The organism is Micromonospora sp. NPDC000663 (assembly GCF_042898105.1).
Taxonomy (GTDB): Bacteria; Actinomycetota; Actinomycetes; order Mycobacteriales; family Micromonosporaceae; genus Micromonospora.
The window spans coordinates 55,638-73,084 of record NZ_JBIAYR010000013.1 but is presented as its reverse complement, the minus strand read 5'-3'; the positions used below and the strand labels follow the sequence as shown (position 1 = coordinate 73,084).

General features: G+C 72.5%; 17 protein-coding genes. 2 read left to right on the top strand and 15 right to left on the bottom strand.

Annotated elements, in window-relative coordinates; all coding sequences use genetic code 11:
• Positions 1-326: 326 nt before the first annotated feature.
• From ACFY1S_RS27245 to pyrR, 6 genes are all read right to left on the bottom strand, one after another.
• Entirely contained in the window at positions 327-1,373 is a 1,047-nt protein-coding gene (locus tag ACFY1S_RS27245) for a quinone-dependent dihydroorotate dehydrogenase (protein WP_364371076.1), read from the bottom strand.
• Positions 1,370-4,717, bottom strand: coding sequence for a carbamoyl-phosphate synthase large subunit (gene carB / locus ACFY1S_RS27240; RefSeq protein WP_387123475.1), 3,348 nt, complete (start codon positions 4,715-4,717; stop codon positions 1,370-1,372). The genes ACFY1S_RS27245 and carB overlap by 4 nt, the downstream gene beginning before the upstream one ends.
• Positions 4,710-5,873 (bottom strand): glutamine-hydrolyzing carbamoyl-phosphate synthase small subunit, encoded by a 1,164-nt coding sequence (carA, locus tag ACFY1S_RS27235; RefSeq protein ID WP_387123473.1) that lies wholly within the window; start codon positions 5,871-5,873, stop codon positions 4,710-4,712. Before carA ends, carB begins: the two co-directional genes overlap by 8 nt.
• Positions 5,874-5,928: 55 nt before the next feature.
• Positions 5,929-7,206, bottom strand: coding sequence for a dihydroorotase (locus tag ACFY1S_RS27230; RefSeq protein ID WP_387123471.1), 1,278 nt, complete (start codon positions 7,204-7,206; stop codon positions 5,929-5,931).
• On the bottom strand, positions 7,203-8,129 hold the full coding sequence (locus tag ACFY1S_RS27225; RefSeq protein ID WP_364371088.1) for an aspartate carbamoyltransferase catalytic subunit: 927 nt from the start codon (positions 8,127-8,129) through the stop codon (positions 7,203-7,205). The genes ACFY1S_RS27230 and ACFY1S_RS27225 overlap by 4 nt, the downstream gene beginning before the upstream one ends.
• A gap of 61 nt (positions 8,130-8,190) precedes the next feature.
• Entirely contained in the window at positions 8,191-8,772 is a 582-nt protein-coding gene (gene pyrR / locus ACFY1S_RS27220) for a bifunctional pyr operon transcriptional regulator/uracil phosphoribosyltransferase PyrR (RefSeq protein ID WP_387123469.1), read from the bottom strand.
• Between the two features lie 289 nt (positions 8,773-9,061).
• On the opposite strand from pyrR, the gene ACFY1S_RS27215 reads away from it, so the two are divergent.
• The gene (locus tag ACFY1S_RS27215) at positions 9,062-9,550 is read left to right on the top strand and encodes a transcriptional regulator (protein ID WP_007458348.1); all 489 of its coding nucleotides are present in this window, start codon (positions 9,062-9,064) and stop codon (positions 9,548-9,550) included.
• 67 nt (positions 9,551-9,617) lie between these two features.
• Here ACFY1S_RS27215 and nusB read toward each other — a convergent pair whose 3' ends face one another.
• The 5 genes from nusB to ACFY1S_RS27190 form a co-directional block, all read right to left on the bottom strand.
• On the bottom strand, positions 9,618-10,028 hold the full coding sequence (gene nusB, locus ACFY1S_RS27210) for a transcription antitermination factor NusB (protein WP_184188983.1): 411 nt from the start codon (positions 10,026-10,028) through the stop codon (positions 9,618-9,620).
• A gap of 23 nt (positions 10,029-10,051) precedes the next feature.
• Positions 10,052-10,609, bottom strand: coding sequence for an elongation factor P (gene efp, locus ACFY1S_RS27205; protein ID WP_007458344.1), 558 nt, complete (start codon positions 10,607-10,609; stop codon positions 10,052-10,054).
• 86 nt (positions 10,610-10,695) lie between these two features.
• Positions 10,696-11,121: a type II 3-dehydroquinate dehydratase gene (gene aroQ / locus ACFY1S_RS27200; RefSeq protein WP_387123467.1), complete on the bottom strand. Its 426-nt coding sequence runs from the start codon at positions 11,119-11,121 to the stop codon at positions 10,696-10,698.
• 56 nt (positions 11,122-11,177) lie between these two features.
• Entirely contained in the window at positions 11,178-12,257 is a 1,080-nt protein-coding gene (gene aroB, locus ACFY1S_RS27195; protein WP_387123465.1) for a 3-dehydroquinate synthase, read from the bottom strand.
• Positions 12,258-12,267: 10 nt separating this feature from the next.
• Positions 12,268-13,266 (bottom strand): helix-turn-helix transcriptional regulator, encoded by a 999-nt coding sequence (locus ACFY1S_RS27190; protein ID WP_387123463.1) that lies wholly within the window; start codon positions 13,264-13,266, stop codon positions 12,268-12,270.
• Between the two features lie 79 nt (positions 13,267-13,345).
• Here ACFY1S_RS27190 and ACFY1S_RS27185 point away from each other — a divergent pair, with 79 nt between their 5' ends.
• Positions 13,346-14,074: an alpha/beta fold hydrolase gene (locus ACFY1S_RS27185; RefSeq protein WP_387123461.1), complete on the top strand. Its 729-nt coding sequence runs from the start codon at positions 13,346-13,348 to the stop codon at positions 14,072-14,074.
• A 6-nt stretch (positions 14,075-14,080) separates the two neighbouring features.
• Here the strand turns inward: ACFY1S_RS27185 and ACFY1S_RS27180 are convergent, their stop codons facing one another.
• From ACFY1S_RS27180 to ACFY1S_RS27165, 4 genes are all read right to left on the bottom strand, one after another.
• Positions 14,081-14,584 (bottom strand): shikimate kinase, encoded by a 504-nt coding sequence (locus ACFY1S_RS27180; protein WP_387123459.1) that lies wholly within the window; start codon positions 14,582-14,584, stop codon positions 14,081-14,083.
• On the bottom strand, positions 14,584-15,762 hold the full coding sequence (aroC, locus tag ACFY1S_RS27175) for a chorismate synthase (RefSeq protein ID WP_357987556.1): 1,179 nt from the start codon (positions 15,760-15,762) through the stop codon (positions 14,584-14,586). Before aroC ends, ACFY1S_RS27180 begins: the two co-directional genes overlap by 1 nt.
• Positions 15,763-15,862: 100 nt before the next feature.
• On the bottom strand, positions 15,863-16,783 hold the full coding sequence (locus tag ACFY1S_RS27170; RefSeq protein WP_387123457.1) for a glycosyltransferase family 2 protein: 921 nt from the start codon (positions 16,781-16,783) through the stop codon (positions 15,863-15,865).
• Positions 16,780-17,346, bottom strand: coding sequence for a glycosyltransferase (locus tag ACFY1S_RS27165; RefSeq protein WP_387123581.1), 567 nt, complete (start codon positions 17,344-17,346; stop codon positions 16,780-16,782). The genes ACFY1S_RS27170 and ACFY1S_RS27165 overlap by 4 nt, the downstream gene beginning before the upstream one ends.
• Between the last annotated feature and the right edge of the window lie 101 nt (positions 17,347-17,447).

Here is a 17,447-nt window from a genome sequence, read left to right as displayed (position 1 = left end):
GGGGCCTCGAACCCCTCCCCCGCCACCACCTTTGCTCTGCACCCCCGGAGGCGACACCGCCGGATGTGGCGCCTGCGGATGGGGCACCCCCAGGCGTGACAGCCCCACGCGCGACAACCCCGGGTGCGACAGCCTCAGGGGCGACAGCCCCGGGCACGACACCCCCAGACGCGACACACGCGGGCGCGACACGCGATGGTCGGGTGTCGCTCGCCAGGTGGTGCGCCCGTGGGTGCAGAGCAAAGGGGCGGTGGTGGGGGTGTGGTCCTCGGCGCGGAGCGGGCTCGACGGCCTGTTGCGCCGGGCCCGCACCGTGCCGCGGGCGGTCACCGGCCGGCGACCGGGTCCGGTGCCGCCGCTGTGGCCGTCGCGCGGGCGGCTGCCCGCACCAGGGCCGGACCCCGGTAGATGAAGCCGGTGTAGAGCTGCACCAGGGCCGCCCCGGCGTCGAACATCCGCGCCGCGTCGTCCGGGTCCAGCACCCCGCCGACCCCGATGATCGGCAGCCGGCCACCGGTCTCGGAGTGCACGAACGCGACCACGTCGCGGGCCCGCGCGGTCAGTGGCCGGCCGGAGAGACCGCCGGCCTCGGCGCCGCGTTCGGCGTCCACAGTGGCCAGCCCGGCACGGGCCAGTGTGGTGTTGGTGGCGATCACCCCGGCCGCGCCCCGCGCCAGGCACACCTCCAGCAGCTCGGCGATGGCCGCGTCGGTCAGATCCGGTGCGATCTTGACGAGCACCGGCTTCTCCCCCACCAGAGCGGCGAGCAGCGCGTCCAGGTGCGCCCGGTCCTGAAGGGACCGCAGGCCCGGCGTGTTCGGCGAGGAGACGTTCACCGCGAAGTAGTCGCCGTGCCCGCGCAGCGCCCGGTACGAGGCCAGGTAGTCCTCGACCGCCTCGTCCAACGGAGTCACCTTCGACTTGCCCAGCGAGATGCCCAGCGGCACCCCGAGCGGGCGCGGCAGCGCCGCCAGCCGGGCGGCCAGCGCCTCGGCGCCGGCGTTGTTGAAGCCCATCCGGTTGACCACCGCCTCGCTGGCCGGTAGCCGGAACAGCCGGGGCCGGGGGTTGCCCGGCTGGGCGTGCGCGGTGACCGTGCCGACCTCGACGAAACCGAAGCCGAGGGCCGGCCACGCCGGCAGTGCCGCGCCGTCCTTGTCCATGCCTGCGGCCAGCCCCACCGGGTTGGGGAACCGCACGCCGAACACCGTGCGCGGCGCCTGGACCGCGTAACGGGCCCGCAGGGCCGCCAACGCCGCCGGACGCCGGGAGAGCGCGGCAAGCCTCCGCAACGTCCACTCGTGGGCCGCCTCGGCGTCCCCGCCGCCGAGGCGGAACAGCTGGGGCCGCACCACCCGCTCGAACACTGTCACTGGGCCGCCCGCAGGGTGGCGTGCAGATCCTGCAACGGGCGGACCTGCATGTCACCGCGAATGCGCGCCTCGACGCCCATCACGGCCGCCGCCGCGCCGGGGACCGTGGTGATGCACGGGATGTCCGCGGTGACTGCCGCGCTGCGGATCTCGTACCCGTCCGAGCGGGCACTGGCACCCGAACCCTGCGGCGTGTTGATCACCAGCGCCACGTCGCCGCGGAGGATCAGCGACACCGCGTCGTCGCCCTCACCGGCCTCGTAGTGCTTGCGGATCTGCTCGCAGGCGATGCCGTGCCGGCGCAGCACCTCGGCCGTGCCGGTGGTCGCCACGATCTCGAAGCCCAGATCGGCCAGCCGCTTGATCGGGAAGATCATGCCGCGCTTGTCCCGGTTGGCCACCGAGACGAAGATCTTCCCGGCGGTCGGCAGCGACCCGTACGCGGCAGACTGGCTCTTGGCGAAGGCGTGCCCGAAGTTGGTGTCGATGCCCATCACCTCGCCCGTCGACTTCATCTCCGGCCCGAGCAGCGAGTCGATGCCCTTGCCGGCGCGGGTACGGAAGCGCTTGAACGGCAGCACCGCCTCCTTGACCGCGATCGGCGCGTCGGCGGGCATGGTGCCCCCGTCCCCGGTCGCCGGCAACAGGCCCTCGGCGCGCAGCTCGGCGATGCTCGCGCCGAGCGCGATCCGGGCCGCCGCCTTGGCCAGCGGCACCGCCGTGGCCTTGGAGACGAACGGGACCGTCCGCGACGCGCGCGGGTTGGCCTCCAGGACGTAGAGCATGTCGTCCTTGAGCGCGTACTGCACGTTGAGCAGGCCTCGGACGCCGACGCCCCGCGCGATGGCCTCGGTGTAGCGGCGCACCTCGGCCAGGTGCGAGCCGGCGAGGGTGATCGGCGGCAGCGCGCAGGACGAGTCGCCGGAGTGGATGCCGGCCTCCTCGATGTGCTCCATCACCCCGCCGACGTAGACCTCACCGTCGGCGTCGCAGAGCGCGTCCACGTCGATCTCGATGGCGTCGTCGAGGAACCGGTCCACAAGCACCGGGTGGTCCGGGGAGATGTCGGTGGCCCGGCCGATGTAGTCGCGCAGCGTCGGGTCGTCGTAGACGATCTCCATGCCCCGACCGCCCAGTACGTACGACGGGCGGACCAGCACCGGGTAGCCGATCTCGTCGGCGATCGCCTTGGCCTCGTCGTAGGACGTGGCCATGCCGTGCGCCGGCGCGCGCAGCCCGGCCCGGGCCAGCACCGCGCCGAACGCGCCCCGCTCCTCGGCGAGGTGGATCGACTCCGGGGAGGTGCCGACCACAGGTACGCCGGCGTTCTTGAGTCGCTGCGCCAGGCCCAGCGGGGTCTGCCCGCCGAGCTGCACGACCACACCGACCACACCCGGCCCGCCGGCCGCCCGGCCGGACGAGTCCTCCGCGTGCCAGGCCTCCAGCACGTCCTCGAAGGTCAGCGGCTCGAAGTAGAGCCGGTCGGCGGTGTCGTAGTCGGTGGAGACCGTCTCCGGGTTGCAGTTGACCATGACGGTCTCGTAACCGGCCGACCGCAACGCTTGGACCGCGTGCACGCAGGAGTAGTCGAACTCGATGCCCTGACCGATCCGGTTCGGGCCGGAGCCCAGGATCAGCACCTTCGGCCGGTCCGACGGCACGACCTCGGTCTCGGAGTCGTACGACGAGTAGTGGTACGGCGTGGTCGCCTCGAACTCGGCCGCGCAGGTGTCCACCGTCTTGTAGACCGGGCGTACGTCGAGGCGGTGTCGCAGGGCGCGGACGCCGTCCTCGGCGGCCAACTCCGGGCGCAGCGCGGCGAGCTGCCGGTCGGACAGGCCGGCCCGCTTGGCCCGGCGCAGCAGGTCGGCGTCGAGCACCGGGGCGTCCAGGATCTCGGCGCGCAGCTCGATCAGCGCGACGATCTGGTCCAGGAACCAGGGGTCGATCCCGCCGGACGCCTCGGCGACCTCGGCGATCGACGCGCCGAGGCGCAGCGCCCGCTCGACTGTGTACAGCCGGCCGTCGTGCGGGATGCGCAGCGCGGCGAGGGTGTCCGCCAGAGTGACGCCCGCCGGGTCCGGAGTGGTCCAGAAACCAGATGATCCGGTTTCCATCGAGCGCATCGCCTTGTTCAGCGCCTCGGTGAAGTTACGCCCGAGGCTCATGGCCTCGCCCACCGACTTCATGGTGGTGGTCAGCTCCGGGTCCGCTCCGGGGAACTTCTCGAACGCGAACCGGGGGATCTTCACGACCACGTAGTCGAGGGTCGGCTCGAAGGCCGCAGGGGTCTTCAACGTGATGTCGTTGGGGATCTCGTCGAGGGTGTAGCCGATGGCCAGCTTGGCGGCGATCTTCGCGATCGGGAAGCCTGTCGCCTTGGATGCCAGCGCCGAGGAGCGCGACACCCGGGGGTTCATCTCGATCACGACGATCCGGCCGTCGACCGGGTTGACCGCGAACTGGATGTTGCAACCGCCGGTGTCCACCCCGACCTCGCGCAGCACGGCGATGCCCAGGTCACGCAGGCGCTGGTACTCCCTGTCGGTGAGCGTCATGGCGGGGGCCACCGTGACGCTGTCGCCGGTGTGCACGCCCATCGGGTCGATGTTCTCGATCGAGCAGACCACCACGACGTTGTCGTGCCGGTCGCGCATCAGCTCGAGTTCGTACTCCTTCCAGCCGAGCACGCTCTCCTCGATGAGGACCTCGTGCACCGGGCTGGCGGCCAGGCCGTCGCCGGCGATGCGGGCCAGGTCCTCAGGGGTGTGCGCCATGCCGGAGCCCAGCCCACCCATGGTGAACGACGGCCGGATCACCACCGGCAGGCCCAGCTCGGCGACTGTCGCCTCGACCTCGTCCATCGAGTGGCAGACCCGGGAGCGGGGCACCAGCGCGGCCGGGTCGTCGACACCGAGGCGTACGCCTGCCTTCGCGACGATCTCCTTGAACAGCTGCCGGTCCTCGCCCCGGTTGATGGCGTCGATGTTGGCACCGATCAGCTCGACGCCGTACTTCTCCAGGACGCCGCCCTCGTGCAGGGCGACAGCCGTGTTCAGCGCGGTCTGCCCGCCGAGGGTCGCGAGGATCGCGTCCGGGCGTTCCTTGGCGATGACCAGCTCCACGAACTCCGGGGTGATCGGCTCGACGTAGGTGGCGTCGGCGAACTCCGGGTCCGTCATGATCGTCGCCGGGTTGGAGTTGACCAGGCTGACCCGGATCCCCTCGCTGCGCAGCACCCGGCAGGCCTGGGTGCCGGAGTAGTCGAACTCGCAGGCCTGCCCGATGACGATCGGCCCGGAGCCGATCACGAGGATGTGCTTGAGATCGGTCCGCTTAGGCATTGCTGCGCCCCCTGCTGTGGGTCAGGCCTTCGATCAGTTCGGCGAAACGGTCGAAGAGGTAGTCCGCGTCGTGCGGGCCGGCCGCCGCCTCCGGGTGGTACTGCACGGTGAACGCGGGCACGTCGATCGCCCGCAGCCCTTCGACCACGTTGTCATTGAGGCAGACGTGGGACACCTGGACGCCACCGAACTCGGTGTCGATCACCTGGTCGGGGACGACCGCGCCGGCACCCGCGCCGGGCACCCGCACCGCGAAGCCGTGGTTGTGGCTGGTCACCTCGACCTTGCCGGTGGCCCGGTCGAGCACCGGCTGGTTGATGCCCCGGTGGCCGTAGCCCAGCTTGTACGTGCTGAAGCCCAGCGCCCGGCCGAGGATCTGGCTGCCGAAGCAGATGCCGAACAGCGGGATCCGCCGGGTCAGCACCTCCCGGGCCAACGCCACCGGCCCGTCGGCGGTCCCCGGGTCACCCGGACCGGGCGAGAAGAAGACCGCGTCCGCCCCGGTGGCGAGCAGGTCGTCGATGCTCGACGAGGCAGGCAGGACGTGGGTGGTCACCCCGCGCGCGGCGAGCCGGCGCGGCACGTTGCGCTTGATGCCCAGGTCGAGCGCCGCCACGGTGAACCGGTGCTCGCCTACCGCCTCGACGACGTACGGCTGGGCGGTGGTCACCTCGGCGGACAGGTCCGCGCCGACCATCTGCGGTGACTGGCGGACCCGGGCCAGCAGGCTCTGCGGATCGGTGTCCACACTGGAGATGCCGACCCGCATGGCGCCCCGCTCGCGCAGGTGCCGGGTCAGCGCCCGGGTGTCCACCCCACTGATGCCCACCACACCTTCGGTGGCGAGCCGGTCCTCCAGTGAGCCGGTGGCCCGCCAGTTCGAGCCGATCCGGGCGGGGTCGCGCACGACGTAGCCCGCCACCCAGATCCGGCCGGACTCGTCGTCCTCTCCGTTGACCCCTGTGTTGCCGATGTGCGGCGCGGTCTGCACCACCACCTGTCGGTGGTAGGACGGGTCGGTGAGGGTCTCCTGGTAGCCGGTCATGCCAGTGTTGAAGACCGCCTCGCCGAAGGTCTCACCGACACTGCCGTACGCCTCACCGGGGAACGTGCGCCCGTCCTCGAGAACGAGGATCGCGGAACGTCTGCGGGTCACTGTGCTTGCCTTTCGTTCGCGACTGCGGGGCTCCGCTTCGCTGCACTCCTCGCGCTCACCGAACTGCCTTTCCGTCCAGGACCGTCGGCTCGCCGCGCAGGAAGGTCGCCACGATGCGACCTGGCAGCGTCATGCGGGCGTACGGGGTGTTGCGACTGCGACTGGCCAGCTCCGCCGGCTCGATGGTGCGGCGGGCGGCCGGGTCGATGAGTGTCAGGTTGGCCGGCACGCCTGGCGCCGGGTCGACGCCGTGCCCGGTCAGCCCGGCGATCCGGGCGGGGGTACGCGACATCCGCTCGGCGATCAGGTCCCACTCGGGGCCGAGCACGTCCAGGGCGATGGACAGGGCGGTCTCCAGACCGAGCATCCCCGGGCGGGCGTACGCCCACTCGCACTCCTTGTCCTCCACGGCGTGCGGGGCGTGGTCGGTGGCGATGATGTCGATCACGCCGTCGGCGAGCGCGGCCCGCAGCGCGGCGATGTCCGCCGCCGTCCGCAACGGCGGGTTGACCTTGAACACGGGGTCGTACGTCTGCGCGCGCTCGTCGGTGAGCAGCAGGTGGTGCGGGGTGACCTCGGCGGTGACGCGTACCCCACGGGCCTTCGCCTGGCGCAGCACCTCGACGCTGCCGGCGGTGGAGACGTGGCAGACGTGCAGTCGGCTGCCCACGTGCTCGGCGAGCAGCACGTCCCGGGCGATGATCGCCTCCTCGGCGACGGCCGGCCAGCCGATCAGACCGAGTCGGGTGGAGACCTCACCCTCGTGCATCTGGGCGCCCTCGGTGAGCCGGGGCTCCTCGGCGTGCTGGGCGATGATCCCGTCGAACGCCTTGACGTACTCCAGGGCGCGGCGCATCAGCTTCGGGTCGGCGACGCAGTGCCCGTCGTCGGAGAAGATCCGCACCCGGGCCGCGGAGTCGGCCATCGCGCCGAGTTCGGCGAGGCGCTCGCCGGCCAGCCCGACGGTGACCGCGCCGACGGGCTGCACGTCGACAAGTCCGGCCTCGCGGCCGAGCCGCCAGACCTGCTCGACCACGCCCGCGGTGTCGGCGACAGGCGAGGTGTTCGCCATCGCGCAGACCGCCGTGTAGCCGCCCAGCGCCGCCGCGCGGGATCCGGATTCGACGGTCTCGGCGTCCTCGCGGCCGGGCTCGCGCAGGTGGGTGTGCAGGTCGACGAGGCCGGGCAGGGCGACCAGCCCGGTGCCGTCGACGACTGTGGCGTCCGGCGCGGACAGGTCGGGGCCGACCTCGGCGACGACGCCGTCGCGGATCAGCAGGTCGGTCGGCGCGGCGCCGACGACGCTCACGTTGGCGATCAGGTACGCGGTCACCTGTTGTTCCCTCCGAGCAGCAGGTACAGAACAGCCATCCGCACGGAGACCCCGTTGGTGACCTGTTCGACGATTGTGGATCGGGGTGAGTCGGCCACCTCGGGGGTGATCTCCATCCCGCGGTTCATCGGGCCGGGGTGCATGACGATCGCGTGCTCGGGCAGCCGGCGCATGCGCGGGCCGTCCAGGCCGTAGCGGCGGGCGTACTCGCGCGCGGAGGGGAAGTAGGAGTCGTTCATCCGTTCCCGCTGGACGCGCAGCATCATCACCACGTCCACGTTCGGCACCACCGAGTCGAGGTCGTAGGAGACGTCCGTGCCGGGGGCGAGCGCCGCCGCGATGTCCACCGGGATGAGGGTGGGCGGGCCGACCAGGGTGACCTTGGCGCCGAGGGTGGACAGCAGCAGGACGTTGGAGCGGGCCACCCGGGAGTGCAGCACGTCCCCGACGACCGCTACCGACAGGCCGGCGAGCCGGCCCAGCCGGGACCGCATGGTGTACGCGTCGAGCAGCGCCTGGGTGGGGTGCTCGTGGGTGCCGTCGCCGGCGTTGACCACCGACCCGTCCACCCAGTTCGCGAGGCGGTGCGGCGCTCCGGAGGCCGGGTGCCTGACGACCACCGCGTCGGCGCCCATGGCCTGCAGGGTCAGCGCGGTGTCCTTCAGGCTCTCGCCCTTGGTGACGCTCGACCCCTTCGCGGAAAAATTGATCACATCGGCGCTGAGACGCTTCGCCGCCGCCTCGAAGGAGATCCGGGTACGGGTCGAGTCCTCGTAGAAGAGGTTCACCACCGTACGGCCGCGCAGGGCCGGCAACTTCTTGATCTCCCGGCCGGCCACCGTGGCCATCTCGGCGGCGGTGTCCAGGATCTCGGTGGCGGTGTCGGCGTCCAGGTCGGCGCCGGAGAGCAGGTGCCTGATCATGAGAGCTGCGCCTGCCTTTCGTTCGCGACTGCGGTGCTCCGCTGCGCTGCACTCCTCGCGCTCACCGCGCACCCCCGTACAACTTGACCTCGTCCGTCCCGTCGGTCTCGGCGAGCGTCACCTTCACGCTCTCGGAGAGCGAGGTCGGGATGTTCTTGCCGACGTAGTCGGCGCGGATCGGCAGCTCCCGGTGCCCGCGGTCGACCAGGACGGCGAGTTGCACGGACGCCGGGCGGCCGACGTCGTTGAGCGCGTCGAGCGCGGCCCGCACGGTGCGGCCGGAGAAGAGCACGTCGTCGACGAGGATGACCCGCTTGCCGTCGATGCCGCCGGTGGGCACCTGGGTCGGGCCGATCGCGCGGGTGGCGTGCCGGCGCAGGTCGTCGCGGTAGAGCGTGATGTCGAGCACACCCACCGGAACGACGACGTCCTCGAAGGTGCTGATCCGGTTGGCGAGCCGCCGAGCGAGAGGCGTACCTCTGGTGGGAATCCCCAGCAGCACCGTGTTGGCGGCGCCCTGGGTCTTCTCCAGGATCTGGTGGGCGATGCGGTCTACCACGCGTTGCACGTCGGCGCTGGCGAGGATCACCTTCACCGAGGGTTGTCGCGGTGGTGACGAACGGGCAGCCGGTGGGTACGCCACGGCGGACCTCCTTCCCCGCCTCACGGGACGGGTCGTTAAAGGATGTCGGGCACCTCCGGCGGACCGCGGTAGCGGACCTGGGCCGGGGCTTCACGCCACGTTACCAGTGGTCACCGGGCCGATGGCCGGCGGCCACTGACCACCGGATCAGGTCGACGAAATGGGGATAACTCCCCCGGTGCTCCCCAACGGTAAGGTCACGACCACTTGACCAGGTGTCGCAATCCCCGTACCGTCACGCTCCGTAGCGATCGACGGGAGAACCCCGAGCAGCACTGGGAGTGTCCGAATGCCCTCTGAATACGCCAAGTCTCTGGGCGCCCGCCTGCGCTCCATCCGCCAGCAGCAGGGTCTGTCCCTGCAGGGCGTGGAGGAGAAGTCGAACGGGCGGTGGAAGGCAGTGGTGGTCGGCTCGTACGAGCGCGGCGACCGGGCCGTGACGGTTTCCCGTCTGGCCGAGCTGGCCGAGTTCTACCGTGTCCCCGTCTCGGAACTGCTGCCCGACGGCAGTGGTGTCCGTCACGAGCCCACCAGCAAGATCGTCCTGGACCTGGAGCGGCTCTACGACGAGGCCTCCGAGGACCTGGCCTACGTGGCCCGCTACGCCCGCGCGATCCAGCAGCAGCGCGGTGACTACAACGGTCGGGTGCTCTCCATCCGCGCCGACGACCTGCGGGCGCTCGCGATCGTCTACGACGCCTCGCCGTCGGGTCTGATCGAGCGGCTCACCGAGCACGGCGTGCTGGTGGCCGACCCCCGGGCGTTCTTCGCCTCCTGAGCTGTCGCTTCACCCGAAAGGGCCCGTGCCGTACGGCACGGGCCCTTTCGGTGCTGCGGGTGGTGACTCAGCGGGTGGCGTACTCGGCGATCCGGCCGAGTACCCCGTTGAGGAAGCGCGGCGAATCGTCTGTCGACATCTGCCGGGCCAGCTCCACGGCCTCGCTGATCGCCACCGCGTCGTCGATCTCGTCGACGTAGAGCAGCTCGTACACGGCGATCCGGGCGAGGTTGCGGTCGACCACGGGCATCCGCTCCAGGGTCCACCCCTCGGCGTAGCTGGCGATCAGTTCGTCGATCCGGTTGAGGTGCTCGGCGACACCCTCGACCAGGCCGACGGCGTAGCCGAGGTGCTCCGGTCGGGGCTGCTCGATCCGCTGCACGTAACCGGCGAGCACCTCCACCGGAGGCTTGTCCCGCAGGTCGGCCTCGTAGAGGACATCCAGCGCCCGCTTGCGCGCCTTGCGGCGCGCCGGCATCTGCTGCTTGGAACCCTCGGCCATCAGGCGCGGCCGAGGTAACGGCCGTCGCGGGTGTCGACCTTGATCTTCTCGCCGGTGGTGATGAACAGCGGAACCGGCACGGTGGCACCGGTCTCCACGGTCGCCGGCTTGGTCCCGCCGGTCGAGCGGTCGCCCTGAAGGCCGGGCTCGGTGTAGGTGACCTCCAGCACGACGCTTGTGGGCAGCTCGATGTAGAGCGGCACACCCTCGTGCTGGGCGACTGTCGCCTCCGCCTCGGGCAGCAGGTAGTTGGCTGCCTCACCAACGGTGCCACCGGGAACGGTGATCTGGTCGAAGGTCTCCAGATCCATGAAGACGAAGTCCTCGCCGTCGGCGTACAGGTACTGCATCGTGCGCTTGTCCACGGTCGCGGTCTCGACCTTGGTGCCCGCGTTGAAGGTCTTGTCGACCACCTTCCCGGACAGCACGTTCTTCAGCGTGGTGCGCACGAAGGCACCACCCTTACCGGGCTTGACGTGCTGGAACTCGACGACGGCCCAGAGCTCGCCGTCAAGGTTGAGTACCAGGCCGTTTTTGAGGTCGTTGGTGGAGGCCATTTCCTGCCTTGATCATCAATTGGCGGACAGACCCTACGAGTCTACTAGCTGCGTCGAATCGGCCCGCCCCCGCTCGGGGCGGCCCTTCAACGGGCGGCCAGATGGTGCAGCGCGAGACGATAACCGTCAATGCCGAGACCGCAGATCACACCGGTCGCCACGGCGGAGACCACCGAATGGTGCCGGAACTCCTCGCGGGCGTGGATGTTGGACAGGTGCACCTCCACCAGCGGCCCGCGCAGCATGGCGCAGGCGTCCCGCACCGCGTACGAGTAGTGCGACCAGGCGGCCGGGTTCAGCACCACCGCGGCCTCCTCGTCGGCCGCGGCGTGCAGCCAGCCGAGCAGTTCGTGTTCGGCGTCGGTCTGCCGGACCGTCACGTCCAGCCCCAGCTCCCGGCCGGTCTCCTCGCAGAGCGCCACGAGATCGGCGTAGGTGGTCGAGCCGTACACCGCCGGCTCCCGGGTGCCCAGCCGACCCAGGTTCGGCCCGTTCAGGACGTACACCCTCACGGGACCGTCGTTCTTTCGCGACTGCGGGGCTCGCAAACCCGGCTCACTCCTCGCGCTCACGGAGCCACCGCCTCCCGGTAGGCGGCCTCCAGCAGCGCGTCGTCCGGGCCCTCCAGCATCGCCGGGCGGGCCAGCCCGTCCAGCACCACGAACCGCAGCCGGCTGCCCCGGGCCTTCTTGTCCACCCGCATGACGGCAAGCAGCCGCTCCCAGGCGTCGGCCGGGTAGCTCACCGGCAGACCGAGCGCGGTCAGGGTGCCTCGATGCCGCTCGGCGGTCGGCGCGTCGAGCCGGCCGGCGAGGCGGGCCAGCGCGGCCGCGTACACCAGGCCGACGGAGACGGCGTGGCCGTGCCGCCAGCGGTAGCCCTCGTTCTGCTCGATGGCGTGCGCGAGGGTGTGCCCGTAGTTGAGCACCTCCCGCGGGCCCGACTCACGCAGGTCGCCGGCGACCACGTCGGCCTTGACCCGGATCGCCCGCTCGATCAGCTCCCGGCTCACCGGCCCCCGGGGGTCGGTGGCGGCCGCCGGGTCACCCTCGATCAGGTCCAGGATCACCGGGTCGGCGATGAACCCGCACTTGACCACCTCGGCGAGCCCCGCCCTCAGGTCGACCGCGGGCAGGCTGTCCAGGGTGGCCAGGTCGGCGAGCACCCCGACCGGCGGGTGGAACGCGCCGACCAGGTTCTTGCCGGCGGTCGTGTTGATGCCCGTCTTGCCGCCCACCGCCGCGTCAACCATGCCCAGCAGTGAGGTGGCCACCGGCACCCAGCGCACGCCGCGCAGCCAGCAGGCCGCGACGAAACCGGCCAGGTCGGTCACCGCGCCGCCGCCCACGCCTACCACCGCGTCGGTACGGGTGAAGCCCGCCGCACCGAGCCGGTCCCAGCAGGCGGCGGCCACGTCGATCTGCTTGCCCGACTCGGCGTCGGGCACTTCGATCGGAAGCGGCTCGACGCCGGCCGCGCGCAGCCGCTCGCCGAGCGCGTCCGCCAGGGCCTTGAGCGGGGGCGCGTGCAGCACCGCCGCCCGACTCGCGCCGGGCAGCAGGCCGGGCAGCGCGCCCAGCAGGTCGCGTCCCACAAGCACGTCGTACGGCCGCTCGCCGCCGACCGGGATCCGGGTCACCTCGTCCATCGCCGGCAGCCTAGTCGAGCGGACGGCGTGGTGCGGGTGGCTGCCCACCTGCTGGCCGGCCCGCCCAGCCGGCGAGCAGGCGGGCGTGCTCGGCCACGGCGGCGCGCAGCGCGTCCGGGTGTCGCACGGTGAACGGGCAGCCCAGACCGGCGAGCAGCGCCGCCATCCCGGGCAGGCTCTCGGCCCGGGCCCGCAGCAGCACCCCGTCGGCGGTGGCGGTCAACTCGGCCACGCTCGGCGGGATGCGGCGGCGGGCGGCGACCAGGTCGGTCTCCACCAGCACCTCGACCTCGTGGGTGTACGGCACGCCGGCCAGCGACCGGGTCACCCGGTCCACCGGGTCGAAGCCGTCCGGCACCGTGAACGTCGCAGTGCCGGGGGTGACGGCGCCGACGCGCTCCAGCCGGAAGGTGCGGACCTCCCCGCGCCGGTGGTCGTGGCCTGTGACGTACCAGCGGCCGGCGTGGAAGACCAGGCCGTACGGGTCGAGCTCCCGGTGCGTCCGCTCACCGCGCCAGGATCGGTAGTCGAGTGCCACCCGCCGCCGGTGCCGGGCGGCCTCGGCCAGGGCGAGCAGGGTGCCGGACGCGGGCCGGGGCTCCGATCCGGGCGGCCGCAGGGTGAAGCCGAGGTGCTCCTGCACGGCGGTCAGCCGGTCGGCGAGTGCCGCCGGCAGCACCCGGCGGATCTTCGCCAGCGCCGTCGCCGTGGCCGGCTGCTCGGTGGCGAGACCTACCCGTTCGGCGACGACCAGGCCGAGCAGCACGGCGACCGCCTCGTCGTCGGTGAGCATCAGCGGCGGCAGTTTGAAGCCGGGGTGCAGGCGGTAGCCGCCGTGTCGGCCCCGGTCGGCGGTGACCGGGATGCCCAGCTCGACCAGGGTCGCCGCGTAGCGGCGCACGGTCCGCTCGTCGACGCCGAGCCGGCCGGCGAGTTCGCCGGCCGTGGCCCGGTGCCGGGCCTGGAGCAGTTCGAGCAGGGCGAGCACCCGGCCAGCGGGATGGGACACGGAAAACTCCTGGAAACCGGGCGGATGTTGTCCGGTTTCGATCGTACGGTCTGTCGGTAGCCGAGAGAAGGAGCGACAGATGGCGACGTTCGTGCTGGTGCCGGGGTTCTGGTTGGGTGCGTGGGCGTGGCGGGAGGTGACCGGACTGCTGCGCGCGCAGGGGCATGACGTCTACCCGATGACCCTTACCGGGTTGGCCGAGCGCGACCACCTCGCCGGGCCGGAGGTGAGCCTGGAGACGCACACGACCGACATCGTCCGGCTGATCGAGGTCGAGGACCTGCACGACGTGCTGCTGGTCGGGCATTCCGGCGGTGGGATGCCTGTCGCGCAGGCCGCCGACCGCATCCCGCAGCGCGTCGCCCGCGTGGTCTACGTGGAGAGTGGACCGTTGCCGGACGGCACCGCGCAGTTCGACACCGTCCCCCCACCTGAGCAGCAGCGGCTGCGGGAGGCGATCGGCGACGGGCACCTGCTGCCGCCGCCCGCCTGGGATCCGGTGGCCGACCCGAGCAACCTGGCCGGGTTGGACGAGGCGACACTCGCCGTCCTGCGCTTCCGCGCCACCCCGCAGCCGCTGCGCACGGCCACCGATCCGGTCCGGCGCACCGGCGGCCGCCCGGTGCCCACCGCCCTGGTCGCCAGCACCTTCCCGCTCAGCGTGGTGCGGGAGATGATCGACGAGGGCCACCCGTTCTTCACCGGGCTCGCCGATGGTCAGCTGTTCGAGCTGCCCACCGGGCACTGGCCGATGCTCAGCGAACCGAAGGCGCTTGCCGACGTGCTCGACGCGGCCGCCCGGGGCTGAGCCGGGTCAGCGGGGCAGCAGCGCGGCGACCTCGGCGACGACCTGCGCCGGGGTCCGGCCGTCGGTGACCACCGTCTCGGTGGCCACCTCCGCGTAGAGCGGCCGGCGCTGGTCCAGCAGGTGTTTGAGGGTGGCCCGCGGGTTGATCGCCAGCAGGGGTCGGCCGGCGCCGAGCCCGACCCGCTTCACGGCGTCGGGCAGCTCCACGGACAGGTGCACCACCCGGTGGCCCACCAGTGCGGCGCGGTTCTCCTCGGCCAGGACCGCGCCGCCGCCGAGGGCGAGCACGCCCGTGCCGGCGGCGAGCGCCGCGGCCACGGCGGCCCGCTCGAGGGTACGGAAGTGCGCCTCACCCTCGTCGATGAAGATCTCCGGGATGGGCTTGCCGGCCATCGACTCGATGTCGGCGTCGGTGTCGCGGAACTCCACCCCGAGGGCGGCCGCGAGCGCCTGCCCGACGGTGGTCTTGCCGCAGCCCGGCGCGCCGACCAGCACGACGACCGGCGCCATCAGCGGATGACCAGCGCGTCGAGGTAGCCGGCCAGGTTGCGGCGGATCTCGGTGATCGAGTCTCCGCCGAACTTCTCGGTGGCCGCCTCGGCGAGCACCAGCGCCACCATCGCCTCGGCGACGACCGCCGCGGCGGGCACCGCGCAGACGTCCGAGCGTTGGTTGATCGCGGTGGCCGGCTCGCCGGTGGTGACGTCCACGGTGGCCAGCGCCCGGTTCAGTGACGAGATCGGCTTCATGGCGGCGCGCACCCGCAGCGGCTCGCCCGTGGTGATGCCGCCCTCCAGCCCACCGGCGCGGTCGGTGACCCGTCGGACGCCTGTCGCCGAGGGGATGATCTCGTCGTGCGCCTCGGAGCCCCGGGAGCGGGCCTGCTGCCAACCGTCGCCGATCTCCACGCCCTTGATCGCCTGGATGGACATCAGCGCGGTGGCCAGCCGGGCGTCGAGCTTGCGGTCCCACTGCACGTGGCTGCCCAGGCCCGGCGGCACCCCGTACGCCAGGACCTCGACCACGCCGCCGAGGGTGTCGGCTGCCTTCTTCGCGGCGTCCACCTCGGCGACCATCAGGGCGCTGGCGTCCGGGTCGAGGCAGCGCAGCGGGTCGGCGTCGATGCGGGCGGCGTCGGCCGGGGTCGGGCGCAGCCCGGGCTTCGCGGCCACCGGTCCCAGCTCGACGACGTGCGAGACGATCTCGATGCCGAGCGCCTGACGGATCAGCGCCTTGGCGACCGCGCCGACGGCGACCCGGGCGGCGGTCTCCCGGGCGCTGGCGCGTTCCAGGATCGGGCGGGCGTCGGTGTGGCCGTACTTCTGCATGCCGGCCAGGTCGGCGTGGCCCGGTCGGGGACGGGTCAGCGGGGCGTTGCGCGCCTGGCGGGCCAGCTCGTCGGGGTCGACGGGGTCGGCGGCCATCACCGTCTGCCACTTCGGCCACTCGGAGTTGCCCACCCGGATGGCTACCGGGCTGCCCAGGGTGACGCCGTGCCGCAGGCCGCCGAGCACCTCGACCTCGTCGCGCTCGAACGACATCCGCGCGCCCCGGCCGTAGCCGAGCCGGCGGCGGGCCAGGTCGTCGGCGATCTCGGTGGTGGTCACCTCGATGCCGGCCGGCACCCCCTCCAGCAGCGCGACGAGGGCGGGACCGTGCGATTCACCTGCAGTCAACCAGCGCAACACAGCGATCAGTCTGTCACGGCCCGCCACCGGCCCGGTGCGCTGCCCGCCGCGTCCCGCCCAGCGGACGCCGGCGCCAGGTCGGCCGGGCGCCGGCGGCAGCTCAGATGCCCCGGCCGCGCCTGTGCAGGGTGCGCAGCACCGCGTCCGCGCCGACCACCCGGCCGGCCACTGCGAGCGCCAGGTACGCGCGCGGCTCGCGCGGGTTGCTGCGCAGCGTGCGCCGGGCCCAGCGCACCGCCCCCCGCCGGTCCCCCGAGGCCGCCCGGGCGAACGCGATCTGCCCGGTCACCCGTGCCTCGCCGGCGGGCTGGCCGGCGAACTCCGGGTAGCGCTGAAGGAGCCACTGCAACGCCTCGGAGATGGTGTCCCATCGCTGCGCGAAGTAGGAGCGCTTGTGCCAGCGGACCAGCACCGCGGGCGTACGCAGGTTGATCAGCGGGGCGCTGCGCGCGGCCCGCAGCAGGAACTCGTAGTCCTCCGCGTAGCTGCCCGGGATCTCCTCGTCGACCAGACCGAAGCCCTCGCGCAGCGCGGTGGCGCGGATCAGGAAGGTGGACGGGTGCAGCTCGGTCATCCGGTCCCGCAGCAGGTCGTCCAGGGTGATCCGGTCCTTGTCGAGCACCCGGTCGACGGTGTTCCCCTCGTAGCTGACCCGGATGCCGCAGCAGACGAACTCGGCGGCCGGGTCGGCGGTCAGGGAGTCGACCTGGGCGGCCAACTTCCCGGGCAGCCACTCGTCGTCGTCGTCGCAGAACGCGACGAGCTGCCCTCCGGCGGCGAGGGTGCCGCTGTTGCGCGCGCCGGCCAGCCCCGGCGTGCGGCAGTTGCGGATCACCCGGACCGCCCGGTCCGGGCCGGCGAGGTCGGCAAGTGACCCGTCGGGGGTGGACTGGTCGAACACCACCACGACCTCGATCGGGCCGGGATACTCCTGGGCCAGGATCGCCCGGATGGCGGAGCGCAGCAGCTCGGGGCGGTCCCGGGTGGGCACCACCACGCTGACGCTCGGCGGCGCGGTCATCGTCGTCCCTCCGTCCGGTCGGATCGTGGCCAGGGCCGCCACCGTGGTGGGCGTCGGGCGGCGCGGGCCACCAGGTCCTCCACGATCTGACCGACCCGCGCCACCGCGACGCGGCGCGCCTCGTGGGCGTCGGGGTCGGCGGCGACCGCGAACCGGGAGGGGTCGGCCAGCCCGGCGGCCAGCGCGTCGTGCAACTGTTCGCGGGTCTCGCAGAGCGCCACCAGCCCGGCGGCGCCGAGCCGGCGGGCGAAGAGCTGCTGGTGGTCGTCGACGTGCTCGCCGCGACCCGGGTCGCGGGGCACCACGATCGGCAGGTGACCGTGCCGGCGTGCCTCCAGGATGGTGGCCGGCCCTCCGTGGCAGACCACCAGGTCGGCGTCGGCCATCTCCTGCTGAAGGGCGTCGTGGCCGAGGAACGGCACGGCGCCGGGCAGGCCGGGTGCCTTCGTGTGCCCGTGCTGGACGGTCAGCCCGACCGCGTCGGCGGCGTCGGCGTGCCACTGGGCCAGCCAGTCGACGAGCCTGTCGAAGGGGTGCTTGTCGGTGCCGACCGCGACAAGCAGCCGGGTCTGCCCGGTGGGCGCGGTGTCGCGCTGGCGGGGCAACCGGGCCGGTTCGGCGGCGGGCCGGGGCGGTTGCGGACGTGGGCTGGTGTCGATCTCCC

Excerpts from the sequence above, each read along its gene's own strand:
- nusB (WP_184188983.1), bottom strand. The coding sequence starts at position 10,028 with ATGCCGGCGCGCCGCAAGGCGCGCAAGCGGGCGCTGGATGTCCTCTAC.
- ACFY1S_RS27215 (WP_007458348.1), top strand. The coding sequence starts at position 9,062 with ATGCCCTCTGAATACGCCAAGTCTCTGGGCGCCCGCCTGCGCTCCATC.
- ACFY1S_RS27170 (WP_387123457.1), bottom strand. The coding sequence starts at position 16,783 with ATGACCGCGCCGCCGAGCGTCAGCGTGGTGGTGCCCACCCGGGACCGC.
- carB (WP_387123475.1), bottom strand. The coding sequence starts at position 4,717 with ATGCCTAAGCGGACCGATCTCAAGCACATCCTCGTGATCGGCTCCGGG.
- ACFY1S_RS27185 (WP_387123461.1), top strand. The coding sequence starts at position 13,346 with ATGGCGACGTTCGTGCTGGTGCCGGGGTTCTGGTTGGGTGCGTGGGCG.
- ACFY1S_RS27225 (WP_364371088.1), bottom strand. The coding sequence starts at position 8,129 with ATGATCAGGCACCTGCTCTCCGGCGCCGACCTGGACGCCGACACCGCC.
- ACFY1S_RS27180 (WP_387123459.1), bottom strand. The coding sequence starts at position 14,584 with ATGGCGCCGGTCGTCGTGCTGGTCGGCGCGCCGGGCTGCGGCAAGACC.
- efp (WP_007458344.1), bottom strand. The coding sequence starts at position 10,609 with ATGGCCTCCACCAACGACCTCAAAAACGGCCTGGTACTCAACCTTGAC.
- aroB (WP_387123465.1), bottom strand. The coding sequence starts at position 12,257 with ATGGACGAGGTGACCCGGATCCCGGTCGGCGGCGAGCGGCCGTACGAC.